This window comes from Bacillus cereus (assembly GCF_025917685.1).
Classification (GTDB): Bacteria; Bacillota; Bacilli; order Bacillales; family Bacillaceae_G; genus Bacillus_A; species Bacillus_A cereus_AT.
Window position 1 is genome coordinate 2,370,107 of record NZ_CP089518.1, and the last position, 18,505, is coordinate 2,388,611.

Here is an 18,505-nt window from a genome sequence, read left to right on the forward strand (position 1 = left end):
TTATTAAGTAGATAGTGAGGATAAGTAGAGAGATAAAGGGGATAGGACATGGGGTTAATTTATAAAGTTGCTGATCAAGATTGGGAATTTGAAAGTATACATAAATTGAACTATAAAACATTTGTAGAAGAGATTCCGCAACATGAAGAAACGAAAGAACGTTTTCGTATAGATCGTTTTCATGAAGAAAATACATATTTAATTTGTTTAGATGAGGATAAGTTAGTGGGGATGGTTGCGTTGCGAGGAAAACGACCATTCTCATTAGATCATAAAATTTCAAATTTAGGTTTTTACTTGCAAGAACATGGAGAAAACGTATATGAAATTCGTTTACTTTCAGTAGAACGTGAATATCGAAATGGAAGAGCGTTGTTAGGTTTAATTCGCTTTTTACATCGTTATTTGCTTCTAAATGGATATGAATTGGCACTCATTTCTGCAACAACACGTGAACTCCCTTTATATGAACAAATGGGATTCAAATCTTTCCATACGTTAGTTGGCACAGAAGCAGCAGCCTTCCAGCCAATGTATGTAACACCTGCTATGTTTGAAGAATCGAGTGTTGGAAGTATTATGACGAAAGAATACACGTTTTTACCTGGTCCAGTAGACATTGAAGACAATGTTCGAAAGGCATTTTCTACCCGGCCTATTTCGCATCGATCTAAGTCATTTCATGTGACGATGGATAATGTGAAAAAACGGTTACTTCAAATGACAAAAGCAAAACGTGTACAAATAATGTTAGGAACAGGGACATTAGCAAATGATGCGATTGCTTTACAATTACGTTCTTTAAAAGGGAAAGGACTAGTATTAACAAATGGGGAATTTGGTAATAGATTAGCTGGGCATGCAACACGCGCACAGTTACATTTTGATACGTATAAAAAAGAAATGGGAGAGCCGTTTATTTATACCGAATTAGAAGAAATAATGACAACTGGAAATTATGAATGGCTTTGGTTTGTTCATCATGAAACATCAACTGGAATTTTAAACGATTTAGACGAGCTAAATACTCTTTGTAACAAGTACCAAATGAAACTATGTGTAGATTGCATTAGCTCAATTGGAGCAATTTCGTTAGATTTGAATGATGTGTATTTTGCTAGTGGTGTTAGCGGTAAAGCGATTAAATCATATACAGGAATTTCTTTCGTTTTTCATAACCACATTGTAAAAATAAACGAGGCTGTGCCTGCCTATATGGACATTGGCATGTATGAAAAAAATGAAAGCATTCCATACTCACAATCATGGAATTTAATTTATGCATTGCAAGAAGCTTTGAAGAGATTTGAAGATGAAACGGCATTTGTAAAAATAAAAGAGACATATGATTATGTTGAAGAAGCTATTACTGGTATGGGTTTAAAGTTTGTTTCACCTAAAGAACATGCTGCGTCAATTATACTTACCATTCAATTACATAAAGGTCTTTCTTCTAAAGCGTTAGGAGATGCGTTAGCGTTACAAGGATATATCGTCCATTATGAATCAGCGTATTTACAAAAGAATAACTGGATCCAAATTGCCTGCCTAAATCATTACAAAGAACGTGATATGAAGAGGATGTTGAATTGTTTGCAAATGTGTGTATTACAGAGTGAGGTACATATATAAAGACTTTTACTTAATATACGTGGTTTCGTATAAAGGAGTTGCTACATACGAAAACTTAGGAATAGATCATTGGAAGAGGTGTTAGTATGATAACTGAAAAACTACCATTACATATAGCAGACATTAAAAAAGCTCAAAACATTCTAGACAGAAATGCTCGTAAAACCCCATTAGTAAAATCTTTTTATTTGACTAGTAAAACGGGCGGGGAAATTCACTTGAAATTGGAAAATATGCAATTAACAGGTTCTTTTAAATTCCGTGGCGCATTTAATAAAATGTCGCAACTCACGGATCAAGAAAAAGAACGAGGCGTAATTGCATGTTCAGCAGGTAATCATGCGCAAGGAGTTGCATTATCTGCACATTTACTTGGTATTAAGAGTAAAATTGTTATGCCAATTTCTGCACCACAGGCGAAAGTTGAAGCAACTAAAGGATATGGATCTGAAGTGATTTTACATGGTGAAACTTTTGATGATGCAAAGGCAAAATGTGAGGAGATTACAAGGGAAACAGGTGAAACATACTTACATCCATATGATGATGTAGAGGTAATGGCTGGTCAAGGTACAATTGGATTAGACATTCTGGATGATATGTGGGATGTTGATACTGTTATTGTACCAATCGGTGGAGGCGGAATTATTTCTGGTATTGCTGTTGCATTAAAATCTTTTAATCCATCCATTAATATAATTGGTGTCCAAGCAGCTAATGTACATGGGATGAAGGCATCTTATGACAAAGGTACAATTGTAGAACATTATGAGGCACCTACTATAGCAGATGGTTGCGCAGTTAAAATACCTGGGAATTTAACTTTTGAAGTTGTAAAAGAATTAGTAGATGATATTGTAACAGTATCAGAAAAAGAGCTGGAAGTAGCGATGAAAGATTTATTACAACGTGGAAAAGCTGTTGTAGAAGGTGCGGGTGCATTAGCTACTGCTGCTCTACTGGCAGGGAAAGTTGATCAATATATTAAAGGGAAAAAAGTAGTAGCGGTAATATCTGGTGGGAACGTAGACTTACAGCGTATTTCGAGTGTCTGTGAGCAATTTTTTGTAGCTAATGAAGTAAAATAGTATTTTAAAAACATTAATTATATGAAGTAAGAGCTAAGAGAGATTATCTTAGCTCTTACTTTTTGTCTATTGTTTACTGTAAGTAAAAATACACTTGTATTATTTGCTGTTTAATGAATTGTTTTATGTAATCGTCTATTTTTACGCATATCTTGTAATGTTACAATAATTATTTCAATATTGTCGAAACGTAAGCAGAAATTTAATATAATAGTTTTAATGTGCTAATGAGCGGTTAGGAGGGTAGGTCATGAATAAAGAAGAACAGGTCATTAACGGTTTAAGGGAATTATATAATAAGATGGTTTGGCTTAATAAAGATAAGATGGAAGAAGGTCTTAAGGGTTTTAAGTCTTCGGAAGTCCACTGCATTGAATATATTGAAAATAATGCGGATTCTAATGTGACACAACTTGCAGAGGCTTTTTATGTGACTCGTGGTGCTATAAGTAGAATGACTAAGAAGCTTATGCAAAAAGGCCTTATTGAAAGCTATCAAAAGTCGGAAAATAAGAAAGAAATTTATTTTAGGCTTACTGAACAAGGGAAAGAAATTTATAAAATCCATGAAGATCTGCACAAAGAGTTTCAAGAGCGAGATAAAGCCGTATTTGAGCAAGTAACTGAGGAAGAATTCGAAAGTATAATTAGCTTCGTGGAAAAGTATAGTAGGCATTTGGATGCAGAAATAAAGAAACAAGGTATACATATTAAGTCATAATAAAGTTGAAGCATTCGGGCTTTTACGGGTAGTTAATCCCAAAAACTAACTTATTTTTCCGTTCGTGCGGGATACATTTAAATAATAAAAAGGTAGCCTGTTCATAGTAAGGCTACCTTTTTATTATTGTATTTTTGTTGACTAATCAACAAAACAGGGTTATTATTTTGTTGACGAAGCAACAAAGTGTTTTGGGGAGAGAAGTTAAATGTCTATTTTTAGATCACAAAATGAAAGCGAAACTGAAAAAAACATAGATAAACATGCTTTAATATTCGGCCTTATTTCTGTATTTCTTTGTGGTATAGGTTTCAGCATCATTATGCCTGTAGTGCCATTCTTAGTGCAGCCTTATATAAGTAGTCCGGAAGAACAGGCTCTAGTTGTTACGCTATTGACCTCTGTTTATGCGGTTTGCGTGTTTTTTGCTGCTCCTGCACTCGGGGCTTTAAGCGATAAATATGGTCGTCGTCCATTACTTTTAATATGCCTTTTCGGTTCTGCACTCGGGTACTTAGTTTTTGGTATAGGAGGGGCTTTATGGGTACTATTTGCTGGACGCATAATAGAAGGTATAACAGGCGGGAGCATAAGTACTATCTTCGCATATTTTGCAGACATCATTCCTCCAGAACAGAGAACGAAATACTTTGGATGGGTGAGTGCAGTTGTAGGTGCGGGAACTATCATTGGCCCAACACTTGGGGGATTACTTGCCAAGTTTGGTGATACTGTACCTATGTATTTTGGAGCAATCATAACTTTATTAAATGTTGTTTATGGGATCAAATACATGCCTGAGAGCCTTGACAGAAATAATAGGTTGAAAGAGATTACTTTTGTAAGGTTGAATCCTTTTGCACAGCTTGCAAACATACTTTCCATGAAAAACTTAAAATGGTTACTTGTCTCAGCATTTTTACTTTGGATACCTAACGGATCTTTACAAGCAATTTTCACACAATTTACAATGGATACTTTCAGTTGGAAACCTGCATTAATCGGACTTATGTTTTCAATTTTGGGCTTTCAAGACATTATTTCACAAAGTTTTATAATGCCAAAGCTTTTGATCAAGCTTAGTGATAAACAAATAGCGATACTTGGGATGGTTTCGGAGATTATTGGCTACAGTTTTATTGCAGCATCAGCTTTATTTTCACTCTATCCACTTCTTATCGTTGGAATGTTACTGTTTGGTTTTGGTGATTCAATTTTCGGGCCTTCATTCAATGGGATGCTTTCAAAGTCTGTCAGTTCTAGTGAACAAGGAAGGATTCAAGGTGGAAGCCAATCTATTCAAGCTTTAGCAAGAATGATTGGCCCTATAATTGGAGGACAAATATATGTATCACTTGGTCATGCTGCACCCGCTTTTATGGGTATGATTCTTATAGCAGCTGCAATAGCGGTGTTGTATAGAGGTACGCATATAACTACGTAAACTACTTCTGGATTCTGTTGCTGAAAGCGTTTCGGACTCCACTGAATAACAGATGTATATAAGAATAAAAATAGGATGTCAGAACTTATGAGCAAGTTCTGACATCCTATTTGTCTCTAGTTTGAGAGCTAAGAGAAATTTTTTTCTTTCGAAAGGATGTATCCTGTAAAAGCATGGTGAAGAATAATATTCAGTGGGGTGCACAGAGTTCGCATTAATTAAAGTTCACTTTATTTGAAACTAGAAAAGTTAGGTAAATGAATAGATAGTTTAATTATGCTTGTGCTGAAGTAAATAATGACTCCATTTTTATTTTGCTCTTCTCTCGAATTTCAGCATCAGCATGTCGCATAACATATTTATGTGCGATAGCGATTGCTAAAACATCATCTAACAAGCCAATCCCGATAATAGCAGCTATATCTGGAATGAAATCAATTGTTAATACGTAATAGGATAAAGCGGCTAATATTATAAGTTTCGCTTTAGTAGGTAACGCTTTCTTTTTCATTGTGTAGAATAAAATAATACTTTCATATACGCTGGATTTACCGAGGTTTACAGAGCTTTTTTTGAATTTTTTCCAAAGTGTCTGTTTCTCCATATAAACACTCCTTTTACAAAAACATCGATTTTTTAAAAGGATAGACAAAGAAGTAGGGAAATAATCAATTTTATTGTTTTTCTTATTGTATATTCCATAAAAATAGGGAATTACCTGTTCAAAATAATAGAATGTTGGTTATGTAACGACTCACAGTGTTTTGTTACATAAGTATGTATAGTAAAATATATGTAGACGATTCAGTTATTATTAAACATTTAATAAGCGGTATGGGGGAAGAAAAATGAAGATAATAGAACTACCAATTGAATTCGAATTTAATGAGAGAAAACAATGTATTTATCCGAGCTTAATCATATTAAACAATGAATTAACTTTAGTAGATACAGGTTATACAAATTTTTCACCTTTAATTGAAGATGCAATTTTAAAACATGGATATGAGATGAAAAACTTAAAAAATATAATTATTACTCATTATGATGACGATCATATAGGGTCTTTATACGATTTTAAAGTGAAATATCCTCGAATTAATATAATTGCGAGTGAAATTGAATCTTACTATATTAGTGGTGATATAAAATCAGAGAGATTGGTTCAAGCTGAAGAAATGTTAGAACGTATGCCAAATGAAGAAAAAGAATTTGGTAAATGGTTTATACAGCAGTTAAAAAATGTAAGGCATATTCCTGTTGATGAAAAAGTACATGATGGTCAAATGATTTTGAATAATGAATGTAAAATAGTGACGACGCCAGGGCATACTTCGGGGCATATTTCATTATATTTTCCGAATTTAAACTGTGTAATTACGGGCGATGCAGCGGTTCAAGAGAATCAAGAATTAGTTATAGCTAATCGGAAGTTTTGTTTAAATATAGAAAAAGCGGAAGAGTCTTTAAAGAAAATTAAAAACCTTAAAGCGACAAGCTATTATTGCTATCATGGAGGAAAACTTACTGTATAAAAATTTATATTTGTTCACGAATAATAAAGTCACTTCAAAAATGAAATAGATGTTTAAAAATAGCATTGAAGTAGTGTCTATTGTTCTCCTATCATTTTTAAAATACAATTAGATAAAAAGGGGAATTATATGCATAAATTAGTTATTATTGTATTTAGTCTTATGCTAGGGTTTATAACGTTCCAAATCCCTGTAGTATCGGAATGGATACAAAACTCAGTCTTTTGGTTAATTGTTATTAGTTTGTTATCATATTCATATAAAAATGATCACAGTGATAAGAAAGATAAAAATGCTGATTAAGAATACTATTAAAAATTTTTTCACTTGTGTTAGCCCATTATTAGGAGGAACACTCGTTATATAAAATATTAAAAACCCGATCTTTCTTATATCGAAAAGATCGGGTTTTTAATTCATAGATTCCGCAATTCTTATCAAATCAGTAACATTGTATTTTCTTTTTATGTATAGTTTGTTACCAATTGCAATTGTATATTGAAAACCATTCTTCTGAAAGATAAGTTCATATGCTGAATCAAAATGAGGATTATATAATGCTTTTATATTATTTTTTAAGCTATAGAACTTAGCTCCCCTATGTACATAGAAGCCTAATTTGTTTTGAACTGGTGAAACAGTGATTTTAAAAATCCCATTAATATCTTCATTGTAGTATTGGAGGTTTAAGTAATCGTTATAGATGTACCCTTGAAATTCGTGAATTTCGAACGGGAATTTTGTAGGAGTAAGTATATGTTCCTTACACTTCATTTCATATTCTTTTACAGTAGTAGCTTCTTTCATAAATGGATTCGTTCCATCATAAATTTGATTAATTTGAGATATTTTATTATTCTTTGTTACTATTTCTAAAATGCAACCGATAGTAAATTCATTATCAGTGTCTTTGGAATAAGAAATAAGAATTGTAGTATCTTCTTTTGGAGATGGTACTATTTTAATTTCATGAATAGGTTTGTCCTTTTGGAAAGTAGGTAGTTCAACTCCTTCTGTTACATATGACTGCATTAATTTTTTATCATTTTTGAGTAAAGCATGTTTGAATTCACTGATTACATCTGTTTGAGATTTCGCCATTATAATTGTGGTGGATTGAAAATATAGTAAGAAAAATATGCAGAAAATCTTTATTAATGTAGTGGTCAATTTTATCACCCTATAATTATATTTCCGTAACATTGAAATATATATGTATGGGAGAACGTATATACTTTAAAAGTGGTTATAGGAGGGAGGAACGTGGGTTCGTTATTTGATGTAATAGCAAATGTTATTTTGTTTTATCCTCGAAATGATATGAAATTAAAACATCATATCGCAAAATTAAGTGAATTTGAGTGGTTTCGAAGGCTACACGAAGATACAAAGTATACAAGATTAATTTGGAGTAATAGAAAAATTAAAAGGTTCATTTTGTCTTCTACTAACATGGAAGCATTAATAAATTCCGAGAAAAAGCAAAAAGAATTTGTCCACCTAGTACATGATGAATATAAAAAAAGAAGATAAGAATTTTTTTATTTTTCATATTTGGCGAAACAAATGGTACAATGAAAGCTAATGTGAAAAATAAGGAAAAGAAGTGGTCTATTTGAAAAACTTTTTAGAATTAGGAATTAGTGAAACGTTTAATCATACATTACGTGAAAATGGAATTACAGAAGCAACACCGATTCAGGAGAAAGCAATTCCTGTTATACTGTCAGGTAAAGATATAATTGGTCAAGCAAAAACTGGAACAGGTAAAACACTCGCATTCGTTTTACCTATTTTAGAAAAAATCGATCCAGAGTCTAGTGATGTTCAGGCTTTAATTGTTGCACCAACAAGGGAACTAGCACTGCAAATTACAACTGAAATTAAAAAAATGCTTGTTCAAAGAGAAGATATTAATGTACTAGCGATTTACGGCGGACAAGATGTAGCGCAACAATTGAGAAAGTTAAAAGGTAATACACATATTGTTGTAGCAACACCAGGACGATTATTAGATCATATACGACGTGAAACAATTGATTTAAGTAATCTTTCAACGATTGTACTAGATGAAGCAGATCAAATGCTTTATTTCGGTTTCTTATATGATATTGAAGATATTTTAGATGAGACACCTGGTAGTAAACAAACGATGTTATTCTCAGCAACGATGCCAAAAGATATTAAAAAATTGGCGAAACGTTATATGGATGAGCCGCAAATGATTCAAGTACAAAGTGAAGAAGTAACGGTAGATACAATTGAGCAGCGTGTCATTGAGACGACAGATCGTGCAAAGCCAGATGCACTTCGTTTTGTTATGGATCGTGATCAGCCATTTTTAGCAGTTATTTTCTGTCGTACAAAGGTTAGAGCAAGTAAGCTTTATGATAATTTAAAAGGACTAGGTTATAATTGTGCTGAACTTCATGGTGATATACCTCAAGCGAAACGTGAAAGAGTTATGAAGAGTTTCCGCGAAGCTAAAATTCAGTACTTAATCGCAACGGATGTAGCAGCTCGTGGACTTGATGTAGATGGTGTAACGCACGTATTTAACTTTGATATCCCTGAAGATGTAGAAAGTTATATTCACCGCATTGGCCGAACAGGACGTGCAGGTGGATCAGGTCTTGCAATTACGTTCGTTGCAGCGAAAGATGAAAAACATTTAGAAGAAATTGAAAAAACGCTTGGTGCACCAATACAAAGACAAATAATCGAACAACCGATGATAAAAAATGTAGATGAAAATGGAAAACCGGTACAAAAGCCGGCTCCAAAGAAATCAGGTCAATATCGTCAAAGAGATAGCCGTGAAGGTTCAAGAAGTGAATCAAGACGTGATTCGAGAAATAGCTCAAGAAGTGATTCAAGAAATAGTTCGAGAATTGATAACAATCGATCATTTAATAAGCCAAGTAATAAAAAAGGTAGTACAAAACAAGGTCAGCAAAGACGTGGCCGTTAAACAGTTATTATTCAAAAAGAGTCGCAAAGCGTTGCGGCTCTTTTTTGTTTTTATGCAACGAAGTCGATATAAGTACAAGAGTGATTGCATAGAAACAACCTTTAAAATTTCATTCACCGTATTAAAAAATTTAAAATTCATAAAGGAAATAGAAAGTAGGATGGTGTATATGTACAATAATAGGAAACTTTTTACTAACTAAACATATAATTTAAATAGACCGACAGTCGGTCTGATGGGAAGGAGAACTTGAATGCGAATAGTAAAGGAGTATGAGGAGCGTAGAAAGGAAATTTTAGAAACTGCTGAACGTTTGTTTGTTACGAAAGGTTATACGAAAACAACAGTAAATGACATTTTAAAAGAGATAGGGATAGCGAAGGGGACGTTTTATCACTATTTTAAGTCGAAAGAAGAAGTAATGGATGAGATCATTATGAGGATCATTAAAGATGATGTTGCTAAAGCGAAAATAATCGTCTCTAATCCAAATATCCCAGTATTAGAAAAGTTATTTCGAGTTTTAATGGAGCAATCGCCAAAATCAGGGGATGTAAAAGATAAAATGATTGAGCAATTTCATCAGCCAAATAATGCAGAAATGCATCAAAAAAGTTTAGTGCAATCCATTATACATTTATCTCCTGTATTAACAGAAGTTTTAGTGCAAGGAATTGAAGAAGGAATATTTTCTACTCAATATCCACAAGAAACGATTGAACTATTACTATCCTCAGCGCAAGTTATATTTGATGATGGGTTATTCCAATGGAAACCTGAAGAAATGATGAGGAGAGCGAAAGCATATATTAAAATGATGGAAGCCTCTGTTGGAGCGAAAGAAGGATCCTTTGATTATATGATAGAGGTTTTAATGAAACAGAAATAATAGTTTTCTGTTTGTATATTATAGACCGACAGTCGGTCTAAATTAAAGGGAGGGTGTGATTATGATGTCTATTAGTATAAAACCTTCGATGAAAGATTTTTATTTAATGGTGAGTGGGCAAATTATTACTATTTTAGGTTCAACACTTTTACGTTTTGCTTTGTCATTATATGTACTAGATATAACAGGGCGTGCTGATATATTCGCAGGACTATATGCGGTAACGAGTATTCCATTTTTGCTAGCCCCTTTTGGCGGAGCGATAGCAGATCGTTTCAATCGCCGTAATTTAATGGTTATTTTTGATTTTATAAACGCTGCGATTGTATTAAGCTTTATAGTTTTATTATTTATTGGATCTGTATCTATTATATTGATTGGAACAATTATGTTTTTACTAGCAATCATCAGTGCAATGTACGCACCAGTTGTAATGGCGAGTATTCCTCAATTAGTTCCAGAGAAAAAGTTAGAACAAGCGAACGGTATCGTAAATGGTGTGCAAGCGTTATCTAATATAGTTGCCCCTGTATTAGGAGGAATATTGTACGGCATAATTGGTTTGAAAATGCTCGTAATAATAAGTTGCCTCGCTTTCTTTTTATCTGCGATTTTAGAAATGTTTATTAAAATACCATTTATAAAAAGAGCGCAAGAAAGCCATATAATACCGACAATTGTAAAGGATATGAAAGAAGGATTTATATATGTTTTAAAACAGCCATTTATTTTGAAGGCTATGTTACTTGCAGCTTTACTAAACTTAATTTTGACACCGTTATTTGTTGTTGGAGGACCTATTATTTTACGAGTAACTATGCAGAGTAGCGATACGATGTATGGAATTGGGATGGGGTTAATTGATTTTGCAACCATATTAGGTGCATTGTCAATCGGTTTTTTTGCTAAAAAGTTACAGATGAAAACATTATATTATTGGATGCTTATTATAGCTCTATTAGTAATACCAGTGGCGCTATCAGTCACACCATTTATTCTTAATTTAGGACACTACCCACCATTTATCCTCTTTATACTTTCTTCTATTCTAATTGCAATGATTATGACGATTGTATCCATCTATGTGATTACTGTAGTTCAAAAGAAAACACCAAATGAAAACCTAGGAAAGGTAATGGCAATTATAACAGCGGTATCTCAATGTATGGCGCCAATTGGGCAAGTTGTTTATGGTTTTATGTTTGAAGAATTCAGTGTGAAAATTTATTTACCTATATTAGCTATTAGTCTAATAATGATAATAATAGCGATAGTGACGAAGAAAATATTATGGAATGAAGGGAACTAGCTTAATATGATTAGGAAAATGTTAAAAAGAGATTTCTCTCAAAATAAAATGATAATTACCATTTTATTTATGTTTATCATGTTATCGAGTCTGTTAATGGCTAGTGCTTCAAGTAACGTTATAAATCTATTGAACTCAATGGAGCAATTGTTTAAAGTATCAAACGCACCACACTTCGTACAAATGCATGCTGGAGAAATAAATCAAAAGTCAATTGATTCATTTGTTGCAAAAACTTCTTTTGTAAAAAAGCAGCAAACGGCAGAGATGATTCAAGTAGGCGGATCTAACATTTTTATAAAGAAGAGAAATCAAGCGGAACATAATAGTGTAATGGACATTAGTCTCGTTAAACAAAATACTAATTTTGACTTTTTATTAGATTTAAATAATGAAGTGGTTGATGTTAGGAAAGGGGAAATAGGTGTACCAATTTATTATATGCAAAAATATAATTTGCGTATTGGAGATAAAATATGGGTTGTTAAAAATAATAATGAACTAGAATTTACTATTTCGGCATTTGTTCGTGATGTTCAAATGAGCCCATCAATTGTTAGTTCAAAACGATTTGTAATAAGCGATGAAGACTTCGAAAGAATAAAAAGAAATTTTGGAGAAAGCGAATATCTTATTGAATTTCAGCTAACAGATTTAGATAAAATAAATGTATTTGAAACTTTATACGAGTCATCGAACTTACCTCAAAAAGGTCCCTCTATTACTTATTCACTCTTTAAAACACTCAATTCATTAGCAGATGGAACAATAGCTGCAGTACTTATCATAATAAGTGCATTATTAATGCTAATCGCGATTTTATGTATTAGATTTACGATTATGACTTCAATGGAAGAAGATTATCGGGAAATTGGTGTTATGAAAGCTATCGGCATTACAAGTAAAGAGATTCAAAAATTATATGTAACAAAATATATTGTTATTGCTGCTAGCGGATGTATATGTGGATATATTTTTTCATTATTTGTTACAAAAATATTCACCTCTAATATCTCACTTTATATGGGAACAGCAAATACAAGTATTTTACATTTTATTGTACCATTAATAGTTATAACTCTGCTATTTATAGCAGTTATCCTTTTCTGTCGTATCATTTTGCGAAATTTCAGGAGAATTACAGCAATAGATGCTTTACGATCAAGAGATAATCTAGGAAAGAGGAAGTTTAAAAGTTCTTTTTCTCTCTATCAAACTAAAATTACAAATGTAAATATATTTATTGGTATACAAGATGTAGTAAAACGATTTAAGTTATATCGCGTATTAAGTATCGTTTTAATCATAGCTGTATTTATGATTGTTGTACCTGTTAATTGTTTGTATACGATTCAGTCACCGAAGTTTGTAAATTATATGGGAACAGGAAAAAGTGATATTCGAATAGATTTACAGCAAACTGAAAATATAGAGAAACGATTTAAGGACGTCATATCATATTTACGAAATGATGAAGAAGTAGAAAAATATGCAGCATTTGTAACGAGTACATTTAAAATAGTAAAAGCTGATGGTACACATGAAAACTTAAATGTAGAAGTGGGAGACTTCACTAAATTTCCATTAGACTTTATTCAAGGTATGGCACCAAAAAATGAAAATGAAATTTCTCTTTCTTATATGAACGCAAATGAATTAAAAAAGAATGTAGGGGATAAGATTGTTTTATTTGTAGAAGGAAAAGAGAAAGCATTAACTATTAGTGGTATGTACCAAGATGTAACGAATGGTGGGAAAACAGCTAAAGCGAGCTTCTCTTATAATAAAGAAAATATATTATGGTATGTAGTAAATGTAGATATGAAGCCTACTGTGAATCTGCAAGAAAAAGTGAAGGAATATAAACACAATTTTCATTCTGCAAAAATAACAGATACGGATGATTATTTAACGCAAACTTTAGGAGAAACAATTAAACAATTAAGACTCGTAACTCAAGTAGCTATTTTGATTGCGATATTGATATCAGTTTTAATTACTGCGATGTTTTTTAAAATGCAATTGGCAAAAGACTCTTCGCAAATATTAATTATGAAAAGTATAGGCTTTTCTTACAAGGATATTCGTATACAGTATATAACTCGTTCTATTGCTATAGTGTTAATTGGTATTTTAACAGGGACATTTCTAGCTGCTACGTTTGGAGAAATGTTAGTAAGTTGGTTAGGCTCATTTATAGGAATGGCTCACATAAAATTTATTGTTAATCCAATCGTATCTTACGTAATATGTCCAGCTATTTTATTTATATCTGTGGCCGCAACATCATTTTTCAGTAGTTTTACTGTGAAACAAACAAATGATTTAAAAGGAAATGGGGAGTAGGAGGTGTGTAATTTGAAAAAAATTTTAGAAGTAAAACAATTAAATAAAAAATACTCAATAGATGGAAACAGAAATTATCATGTGTTAAAAAATATAGATTTAGAGATAAATGAAGGAGAGTTTGTATCGGTCATGGGACCATCGGGTTCTGGGAAATCGACGTTACTATATAATATTAGTGGAATGGATCAAATGTCATCAGGAAGTGTGAAAATTAATAGTAAAGAAATATCATGTATGAAAGAAGTGGCATTAGCAAAAATACGTCTTAATGAAATAGGATTTATTTTTCAACAAAGTAATCTTCTTAGAAATTTGAATCTACTTGATAATATCATCTTGTCAGCATATTTAGCGAAATGCGAGAGTAAGAAAACGATAAATAAACGTGCTTTTGAATTGATGGAAAAGATGGGGATAAGCGATATAGCGACCCATTATATAACCGAATCATCTGGAGGACAATTACAAAGAGTCTCCATTTGTAGAGCGCTCATCAATAATCCAAATATTATTTTTGCTGATGAACCAACCGGTGCCCTAAATTTAAAATCAACAGAAGAGGTAATGCAAATATTATTAAATATTAACCGTGATGGAACTACTATTATGTTAGTGACTCATGATGTAAAGGTAGCAGCGAAAACAGAAAGAGTCCTATTTATGGTGGACGGAGAAATTGTAAGTGAAATACAGTTAGGTAAGCTTAGGAACGATGATTTAAAAGCGCGAGAAGAGAAGTTGTTAAAATGGTTATCTATACTTGGATTTTAAAGAGAGAATATTTTTGACTCCTATTGAATGTAGGAGTTTTTTCTTTGTCAGAAAATCAAAAAGGATATATAATAATTTTCTGACTATTGAAACGTGGAGGCGTACAAATGAAAAATGAAACGTTACATACACAAGAAGATATTTTAAAAATGCTTGATTCATTATTAAGACCAGCAGAACCATTTTGGAATGAATTTTATGCAAATAGAGAAAAGGACGTTCCGTTTTTTGCAAATGTTCCAGATGAGAATCTAGTTTCGTATATACAAAAAGAAAGAGTTTTAAAAGGGAAAGTATTAGAACTTGGATGTGGTCCAGGAAGAAATGCAATTTATTTAGCGACTGAAGGATTTGATGTAACTGCAGTGGATTTATCTGTAGAAGGAATTAATTGGGCGAAAGAGAGGGCATTGGCAAAAGGAATAGAAATTGATTTTATTTGTGATTCGATTTTTAATTTAGAGGGTCAAAATGAATTTGATTTTGTATACGATTCGGGTTGTTTACATCATATTCCACCGCATAGAAGAATAAATTATGTGGATTTAATTAAAAACGCATTGAAATCGGGTGGTTATTTTGGATTAACGTGTTTTGCAGCAGGCGATTTAGATGAGAGAAATGGTTCAGAAATAACAGATTGGGATGTATATAGAGGGTGGAGTCTACAAGGTGGTCTTGCTTATTCGGAAGAAAAATTAAGAGAGATATTTAAGGGATTTGAAGTGATTGAAATTAGAAAGATGGAACAGATTGAGCAACCAAATGATATGTTTGGAGAATCATTTCTTTGGGCAGCATTATTTAAGAAGAAATAATAATGTAGATAATTGACAAACTCATCGTTTTTATAGACAATACATTTATAGGAATGTATGTTCGGTTTTTGTTAGCCGATGTATGTTTTACATAAATACATAACAAGGGGTTGTGTCCATATGAGTAACACAAATCAAAAAATTACTACGTTTTTAATGTTTGAGGGCAAAGCTGAGGAAGCGATGAACTTTTATACGTCGCTATTTGATCAATCAGAAATTGTAAATATTTCTCGCTATGATGAAAATGGACCTGGTAAAGAGGGAACTGTAATTCATGCAACTTTTACGTTACACGGGCAAGAGTTCATGTGCATTGATAGTTATGTAAATCATAATTTTACATTTACACCAGCTATGTCTCTTTATGTAACTTGTGATACGGAAGAAGAAATTGAAACGGCTTTTAATAAACTAGCTCAAGATGGAGCAGTACTTATGCCTCTAGGATCTTATCCGTTTAGTAAAAAATTTGGCTGGTTAAATGATAAGTATGGTGTGTCTTGGCAGTTAACGCTTGCTGAATAAAAAAGAAGCGTCGCTTATTTGTATAATGTGTTCAGTTAAGAGGTGTAAAACTTGTTTTGATAATAGTTTTGACACTCAAAATACACAAGGGAAAAAGGATGGCAAGTGCCATCCTTTTTGACATATATTGAATTTTTACCGTTTTTAAGAGCCTTCTTCGACTAATACCCCGTGTAACAAGCCAAAATTCTTAATCAACCTGTAACTTTATAGCTTTAGTGGCAATAAAGGTTTTAATATGCTTATCTAATATCCTTGTTCCACCAAAATCATCCTCATAAAAACCCGTTATAACAAAACCAGCTTCAATTTGACCTTTGATTTGGTCTTCTAAAGTATGTGCGTATTCTATTGTTTGATTTGAATTGATGTAATCTTGAACTTCATTCTCTGGTAAATAATCCAATGTTGATGAAGGTATTGAATGTTTAACATCAAGAATGCCTTTTTGTTCTTGGTTGTCATCAAAAATCCATAGTAAAGGATTTGTAAATCCAGAAATAAGAATGCCTTTATTCTTTAAAACTCTTGAAACTTCATTCCATACAAGATGAACATCTTTTACAAACAAATTAGAAACAGGATTTACAACAATATCAAAATATCTATCTTCAAAATCACTAAGGTCTGACATATCTCCTTGTACTGTTTTTAAAGTCAAACCCTCCCGTTTTGCTACCTTTTCATCTTGTTCCAATTGCTTCTTAGATATATCAGTAACTGTTACATCTGCTCCAGCAGCAGCTAGAACTGGTGCTTGTTGTCCGCCACCTGATGCTAAACAAAGTATCTTTAATCCCTCTAATGACTTTGGAAACCAATCTCTAGGAACTGATTTTTCTGTGGTGACTGTGATTTCCCATTCACCTGATTTACTTTTTTCAATAATCTCGCTACTTACAGGTTGCGTGTATCTAGAACCTTCTTCAACCTTCTTATCCCATGCATTACTGTTTTGTTGTATAGTATCCATTATGATTATTCCTCCTAACTGTCTAGTTGTATTTTAAATGTAAATTTAATACTTATTTATACATTCCCTTTAATTGATTTATGGGAGCTCTTTTCATTTACTTAAGGACAGAAGGCGTAGTCTTTTCTAACCATAGAATGCCATCATATTGTTCTGTCGGAATCATGATTTCTTCATTTTCTTTTATTCCCCAATAACTTGCTGCAGTAGGAGTAAACATCCATGAAGTTTCTGGTCGGTTACTTTCTCCTTTTAAGTTAACGAAAACATGGGGACTTCCCACTGTGCTGATGATTTTTTCAACGCTTTGTTCTTCATGTTCGTTATTTACAAGAATAACATCTTTATTGCGATCATCCCAACTGCTTTCACTATACGCAAATACGCCAATCGTGTACATTTGGTCTTTGATACGCTGCGGAAGATAATCCATCATATTAGGGGCTACATAATTGTATTGTTGCACCTTCGACCAGTCTGATATCATTTTCGAATTTTGTTTTCGAATATGATAATTATGCCCCCACACAATGATTTTTTTGTTTTTATACTGCATTTCAGTGAGCCATGCGAAGTTTTGTGCCATTTTTCGATCTCGGATGTAAAAAGAATAGTCTGTCAGGTTAGGTGAGGGGATGCCACCTCTGACTTTCATATCTGCATCTAAATGCGTTTTAATCGCATCAATCCGTATACTGATTGATTTCTCAAGGAAATTCACATCATACGCAGCATGAGGTGCAACTTGAGTCAATTCAGATTTATGATTCTGAATAAATGTTCTAACCTTTTCAAACTTGTTAATTACGGGCTGTATTTCTGCTTTAAATCGATCATAAGGATACGTACCTTCATATTTACTGTAATACCTATCTAGTTCAATTAACTCTGACACTGCTTCATCAAACTCACTCGCCACTTCTGGATTTACTTTTTGCAACCATTCTTTTGCATAGGAGCGGAATGAAGAATTATAAAACAAATTCATATCAAAACCAGCTAATGTGAGTGGCTTTCCTTTTTCTTTTTGTTCTTTCATATAGGTAAATAATTGTTCAAGTTCCTCAGTTTGCCATACAAGGTATAAAGATTGTTTCATTGCTTCTGTAGCAGTTAAGTGATCAATATTTTGCTGAACAGCTGCTGCTTCCCCAAGCCCTGTTTCAAATGCAATCACATCATATCCCATTTCCTCATGTAAGTACTTAATCATACGTATTTTGGATTGATTCATTTCCTTTGCACCATGCGTACTTTCACCAAGTACAACAATACGCTTGTCCTGTACAGCCTCTTTAAGAAATGATAAATCTTCTGTTGTTTGGGAAGTTGGTTCATTTAATTTTTTTGCATGACCGTTTAACCATTCCTCCCATTTGGGTTGATCGACTGGTTTTTCTGCCGCGAATGCTACAGATGTAAAAGTGGTACAGGCAAGAAGAGTACTCATTAGTCCAAGTTTCCATTTATTACACAC

General features: G+C 32.8%; 18 protein-coding genes. 14 read left to right on the forward strand and 4 right to left on the reverse strand.

Features of this window, described 5'->3' with window-relative positions:
* Positions 1–48 precede the first annotated feature (48 nt).
* The 4 genes from LUS72_RS12270 to LUS72_RS12285 all read left to right on the forward strand — a co-directional run bounded on the left by LUS72_RS12270 (position 49) and on the right by LUS72_RS12285 (position 4,885).
* Positions 49–1,632 carry an aminotransferase class V-fold PLP-dependent enzyme gene (locus LUS72_RS12270; RefSeq protein ID WP_097833261.1) on the forward strand — a complete coding sequence of 528 codons (1,584 nt, stop codon included), beginning with the start codon at positions 49–51 and terminating at the stop codon, positions 1,630–1,632.
* 86 nt (positions 1,633–1,718) lie between these two features.
* Positions 1,719–2,720, forward strand: a complete 1,002-nt coding sequence (tdcB, locus tag LUS72_RS12275) for a bifunctional threonine ammonia-lyase/L-serine ammonia-lyase TdcB (protein ID WP_098362049.1) — start codon at positions 1,719–1,721, stop codon at positions 2,718–2,720.
* A gap of 250 nt (positions 2,721–2,970) precedes the next feature.
* Positions 2,971–3,441 (forward strand): MarR family transcriptional regulator, encoded by a 471-nt coding sequence (locus LUS72_RS12280; RefSeq protein ID WP_097833262.1) that lies wholly within the window; start codon positions 2,971–2,973, stop codon positions 3,439–3,441.
* 208 nt (positions 3,442–3,649) lie between these two features.
* On the forward strand, positions 3,650–4,885 hold the full coding sequence (locus tag LUS72_RS12285) for an MFS transporter (RefSeq protein ID WP_097833263.1): 1,236 nt from the start codon (positions 3,650–3,652) through the stop codon (positions 4,883–4,885).
* 274 nt (positions 4,886–5,159) lie between these two features.
* Here the strand turns inward: LUS72_RS12285 and LUS72_RS12290 are convergent, their stop codons facing one another.
* Positions 5,160–5,489: a YkvA family protein gene (locus LUS72_RS12290; protein WP_097833264.1), complete on the reverse strand. Its 330-nt coding sequence runs from the start codon at positions 5,487–5,489 to the stop codon at positions 5,160–5,162.
* A gap of 244 nt (positions 5,490–5,733) precedes the next feature.
* Between LUS72_RS12290 and LUS72_RS12295 the strand changes: the two genes are divergently transcribed.
* Together LUS72_RS12295 and LUS72_RS12300 are read left to right on the forward strand one after the other, a co-directional pair.
* On the forward strand, positions 5,734–6,420 hold the full coding sequence (locus tag LUS72_RS12295; protein WP_097833265.1) for an MBL fold metallo-hydrolase: 687 nt from the start codon (positions 5,734–5,736) through the stop codon (positions 6,418–6,420).
* Between the two features lie 129 nt (positions 6,421–6,549).
* Positions 6,550–6,723, forward strand: coding sequence for a hypothetical protein (locus LUS72_RS12300; protein WP_170961069.1), 174 nt, complete (start codon positions 6,550–6,552; stop codon positions 6,721–6,723).
* A 108-nt stretch (positions 6,724–6,831) separates the two neighbouring features.
* Here LUS72_RS12300 and LUS72_RS12305 read toward each other — a convergent pair whose 3' ends face one another.
* Positions 6,832–7,623 (reverse strand): hypothetical protein, encoded by a 792-nt coding sequence (locus LUS72_RS12305; RefSeq protein WP_097833266.1) that lies wholly within the window; start codon positions 7,621–7,623, stop codon positions 6,832–6,834.
* Positions 7,624–7,683: 60 nt separating this feature from the next.
* On the opposite strand from LUS72_RS12305, the gene LUS72_RS12310 reads away from it, so the two are divergent.
* The 8 genes from LUS72_RS12310 to LUS72_RS12345 all read left to right on the forward strand — a co-directional run bounded on the left by LUS72_RS12310 (position 7,684) and on the right by LUS72_RS12345 (position 16,055).
* Entirely contained in the window at positions 7,684–7,953 is a 270-nt protein-coding gene (locus LUS72_RS12310; protein ID WP_097833267.1) for a hypothetical protein, read from the forward strand.
* A 73-nt stretch (positions 7,954–8,026) separates the two neighbouring features.
* Positions 8,027–9,391 carry a DEAD/DEAH box helicase gene (locus LUS72_RS12315; protein ID WP_097833268.1) on the forward strand — a complete coding sequence of 455 codons (1,365 nt, stop codon included), beginning with the start codon at positions 8,027–8,029 and terminating at the stop codon, positions 9,389–9,391.
* A gap of 253 nt (positions 9,392–9,644) precedes the next feature.
* Positions 9,645–10,280 (forward strand): TetR/AcrR family transcriptional regulator, encoded by a 636-nt coding sequence (locus tag LUS72_RS12320; RefSeq protein WP_097833269.1) that lies wholly within the window; start codon positions 9,645–9,647, stop codon positions 10,278–10,280.
* A gap of 61 nt (positions 10,281–10,341) precedes the next feature.
* On the forward strand, positions 10,342–11,589 hold the full coding sequence (locus LUS72_RS12325) for an MFS transporter (protein WP_097833270.1): 1,248 nt from the start codon (positions 10,342–10,344) through the stop codon (positions 11,587–11,589).
* A gap of 6 nt (positions 11,590–11,595) precedes the next feature.
* Entirely contained in the window at positions 11,596–13,935 is a 2,340-nt protein-coding gene (locus LUS72_RS12330; RefSeq protein WP_264448998.1) for an ABC transporter permease, read from the forward strand.
* Between the two features lie 12 nt (positions 13,936–13,947).
* A complete protein-coding gene (locus tag LUS72_RS12335; RefSeq protein ID WP_141536789.1) occupies positions 13,948–14,709 on the forward strand; it encodes an ABC transporter ATP-binding protein in 762 nt (253 codons plus the stop codon).
* A gap of 107 nt (positions 14,710–14,816) precedes the next feature.
* Positions 14,817–15,527, forward strand: a complete 711-nt coding sequence (locus LUS72_RS12340) for a class I SAM-dependent methyltransferase (protein WP_097833273.1) — start codon at positions 14,817–14,819, stop codon at positions 15,525–15,527.
* A 120-nt stretch (positions 15,528–15,647) separates the two neighbouring features.
* Complete coding sequence (locus LUS72_RS12345; RefSeq protein WP_097833274.1) at positions 15,648–16,055, forward strand: VOC family protein; 408 nt, start codon at positions 15,648–15,650, stop codon at positions 16,053–16,055.
* Between the two features lie 190 nt (positions 16,056–16,245).
* Here the strand turns inward: LUS72_RS12345 and LUS72_RS12350 are convergent, their stop codons facing one another.
* Together LUS72_RS12350 and LUS72_RS12355 are read right to left on the reverse strand one after the other, a co-directional pair.
* Positions 16,246–17,028, reverse strand: a complete 783-nt coding sequence (locus tag LUS72_RS12350; protein ID WP_097833275.1) for a class I SAM-dependent methyltransferase — start codon at positions 17,026–17,028, stop codon at positions 16,246–16,248.
* Positions 17,029–17,125: 97 nt separating this feature from the next.
* Positions 17,126–18,505 carry an erythromycin esterase family protein gene (locus LUS72_RS12355; protein ID WP_141533587.1) on the reverse strand — a complete coding sequence of 460 codons (1,380 nt, stop codon included), beginning with the start codon at positions 18,503–18,505 and terminating at the stop codon, positions 17,126–17,128.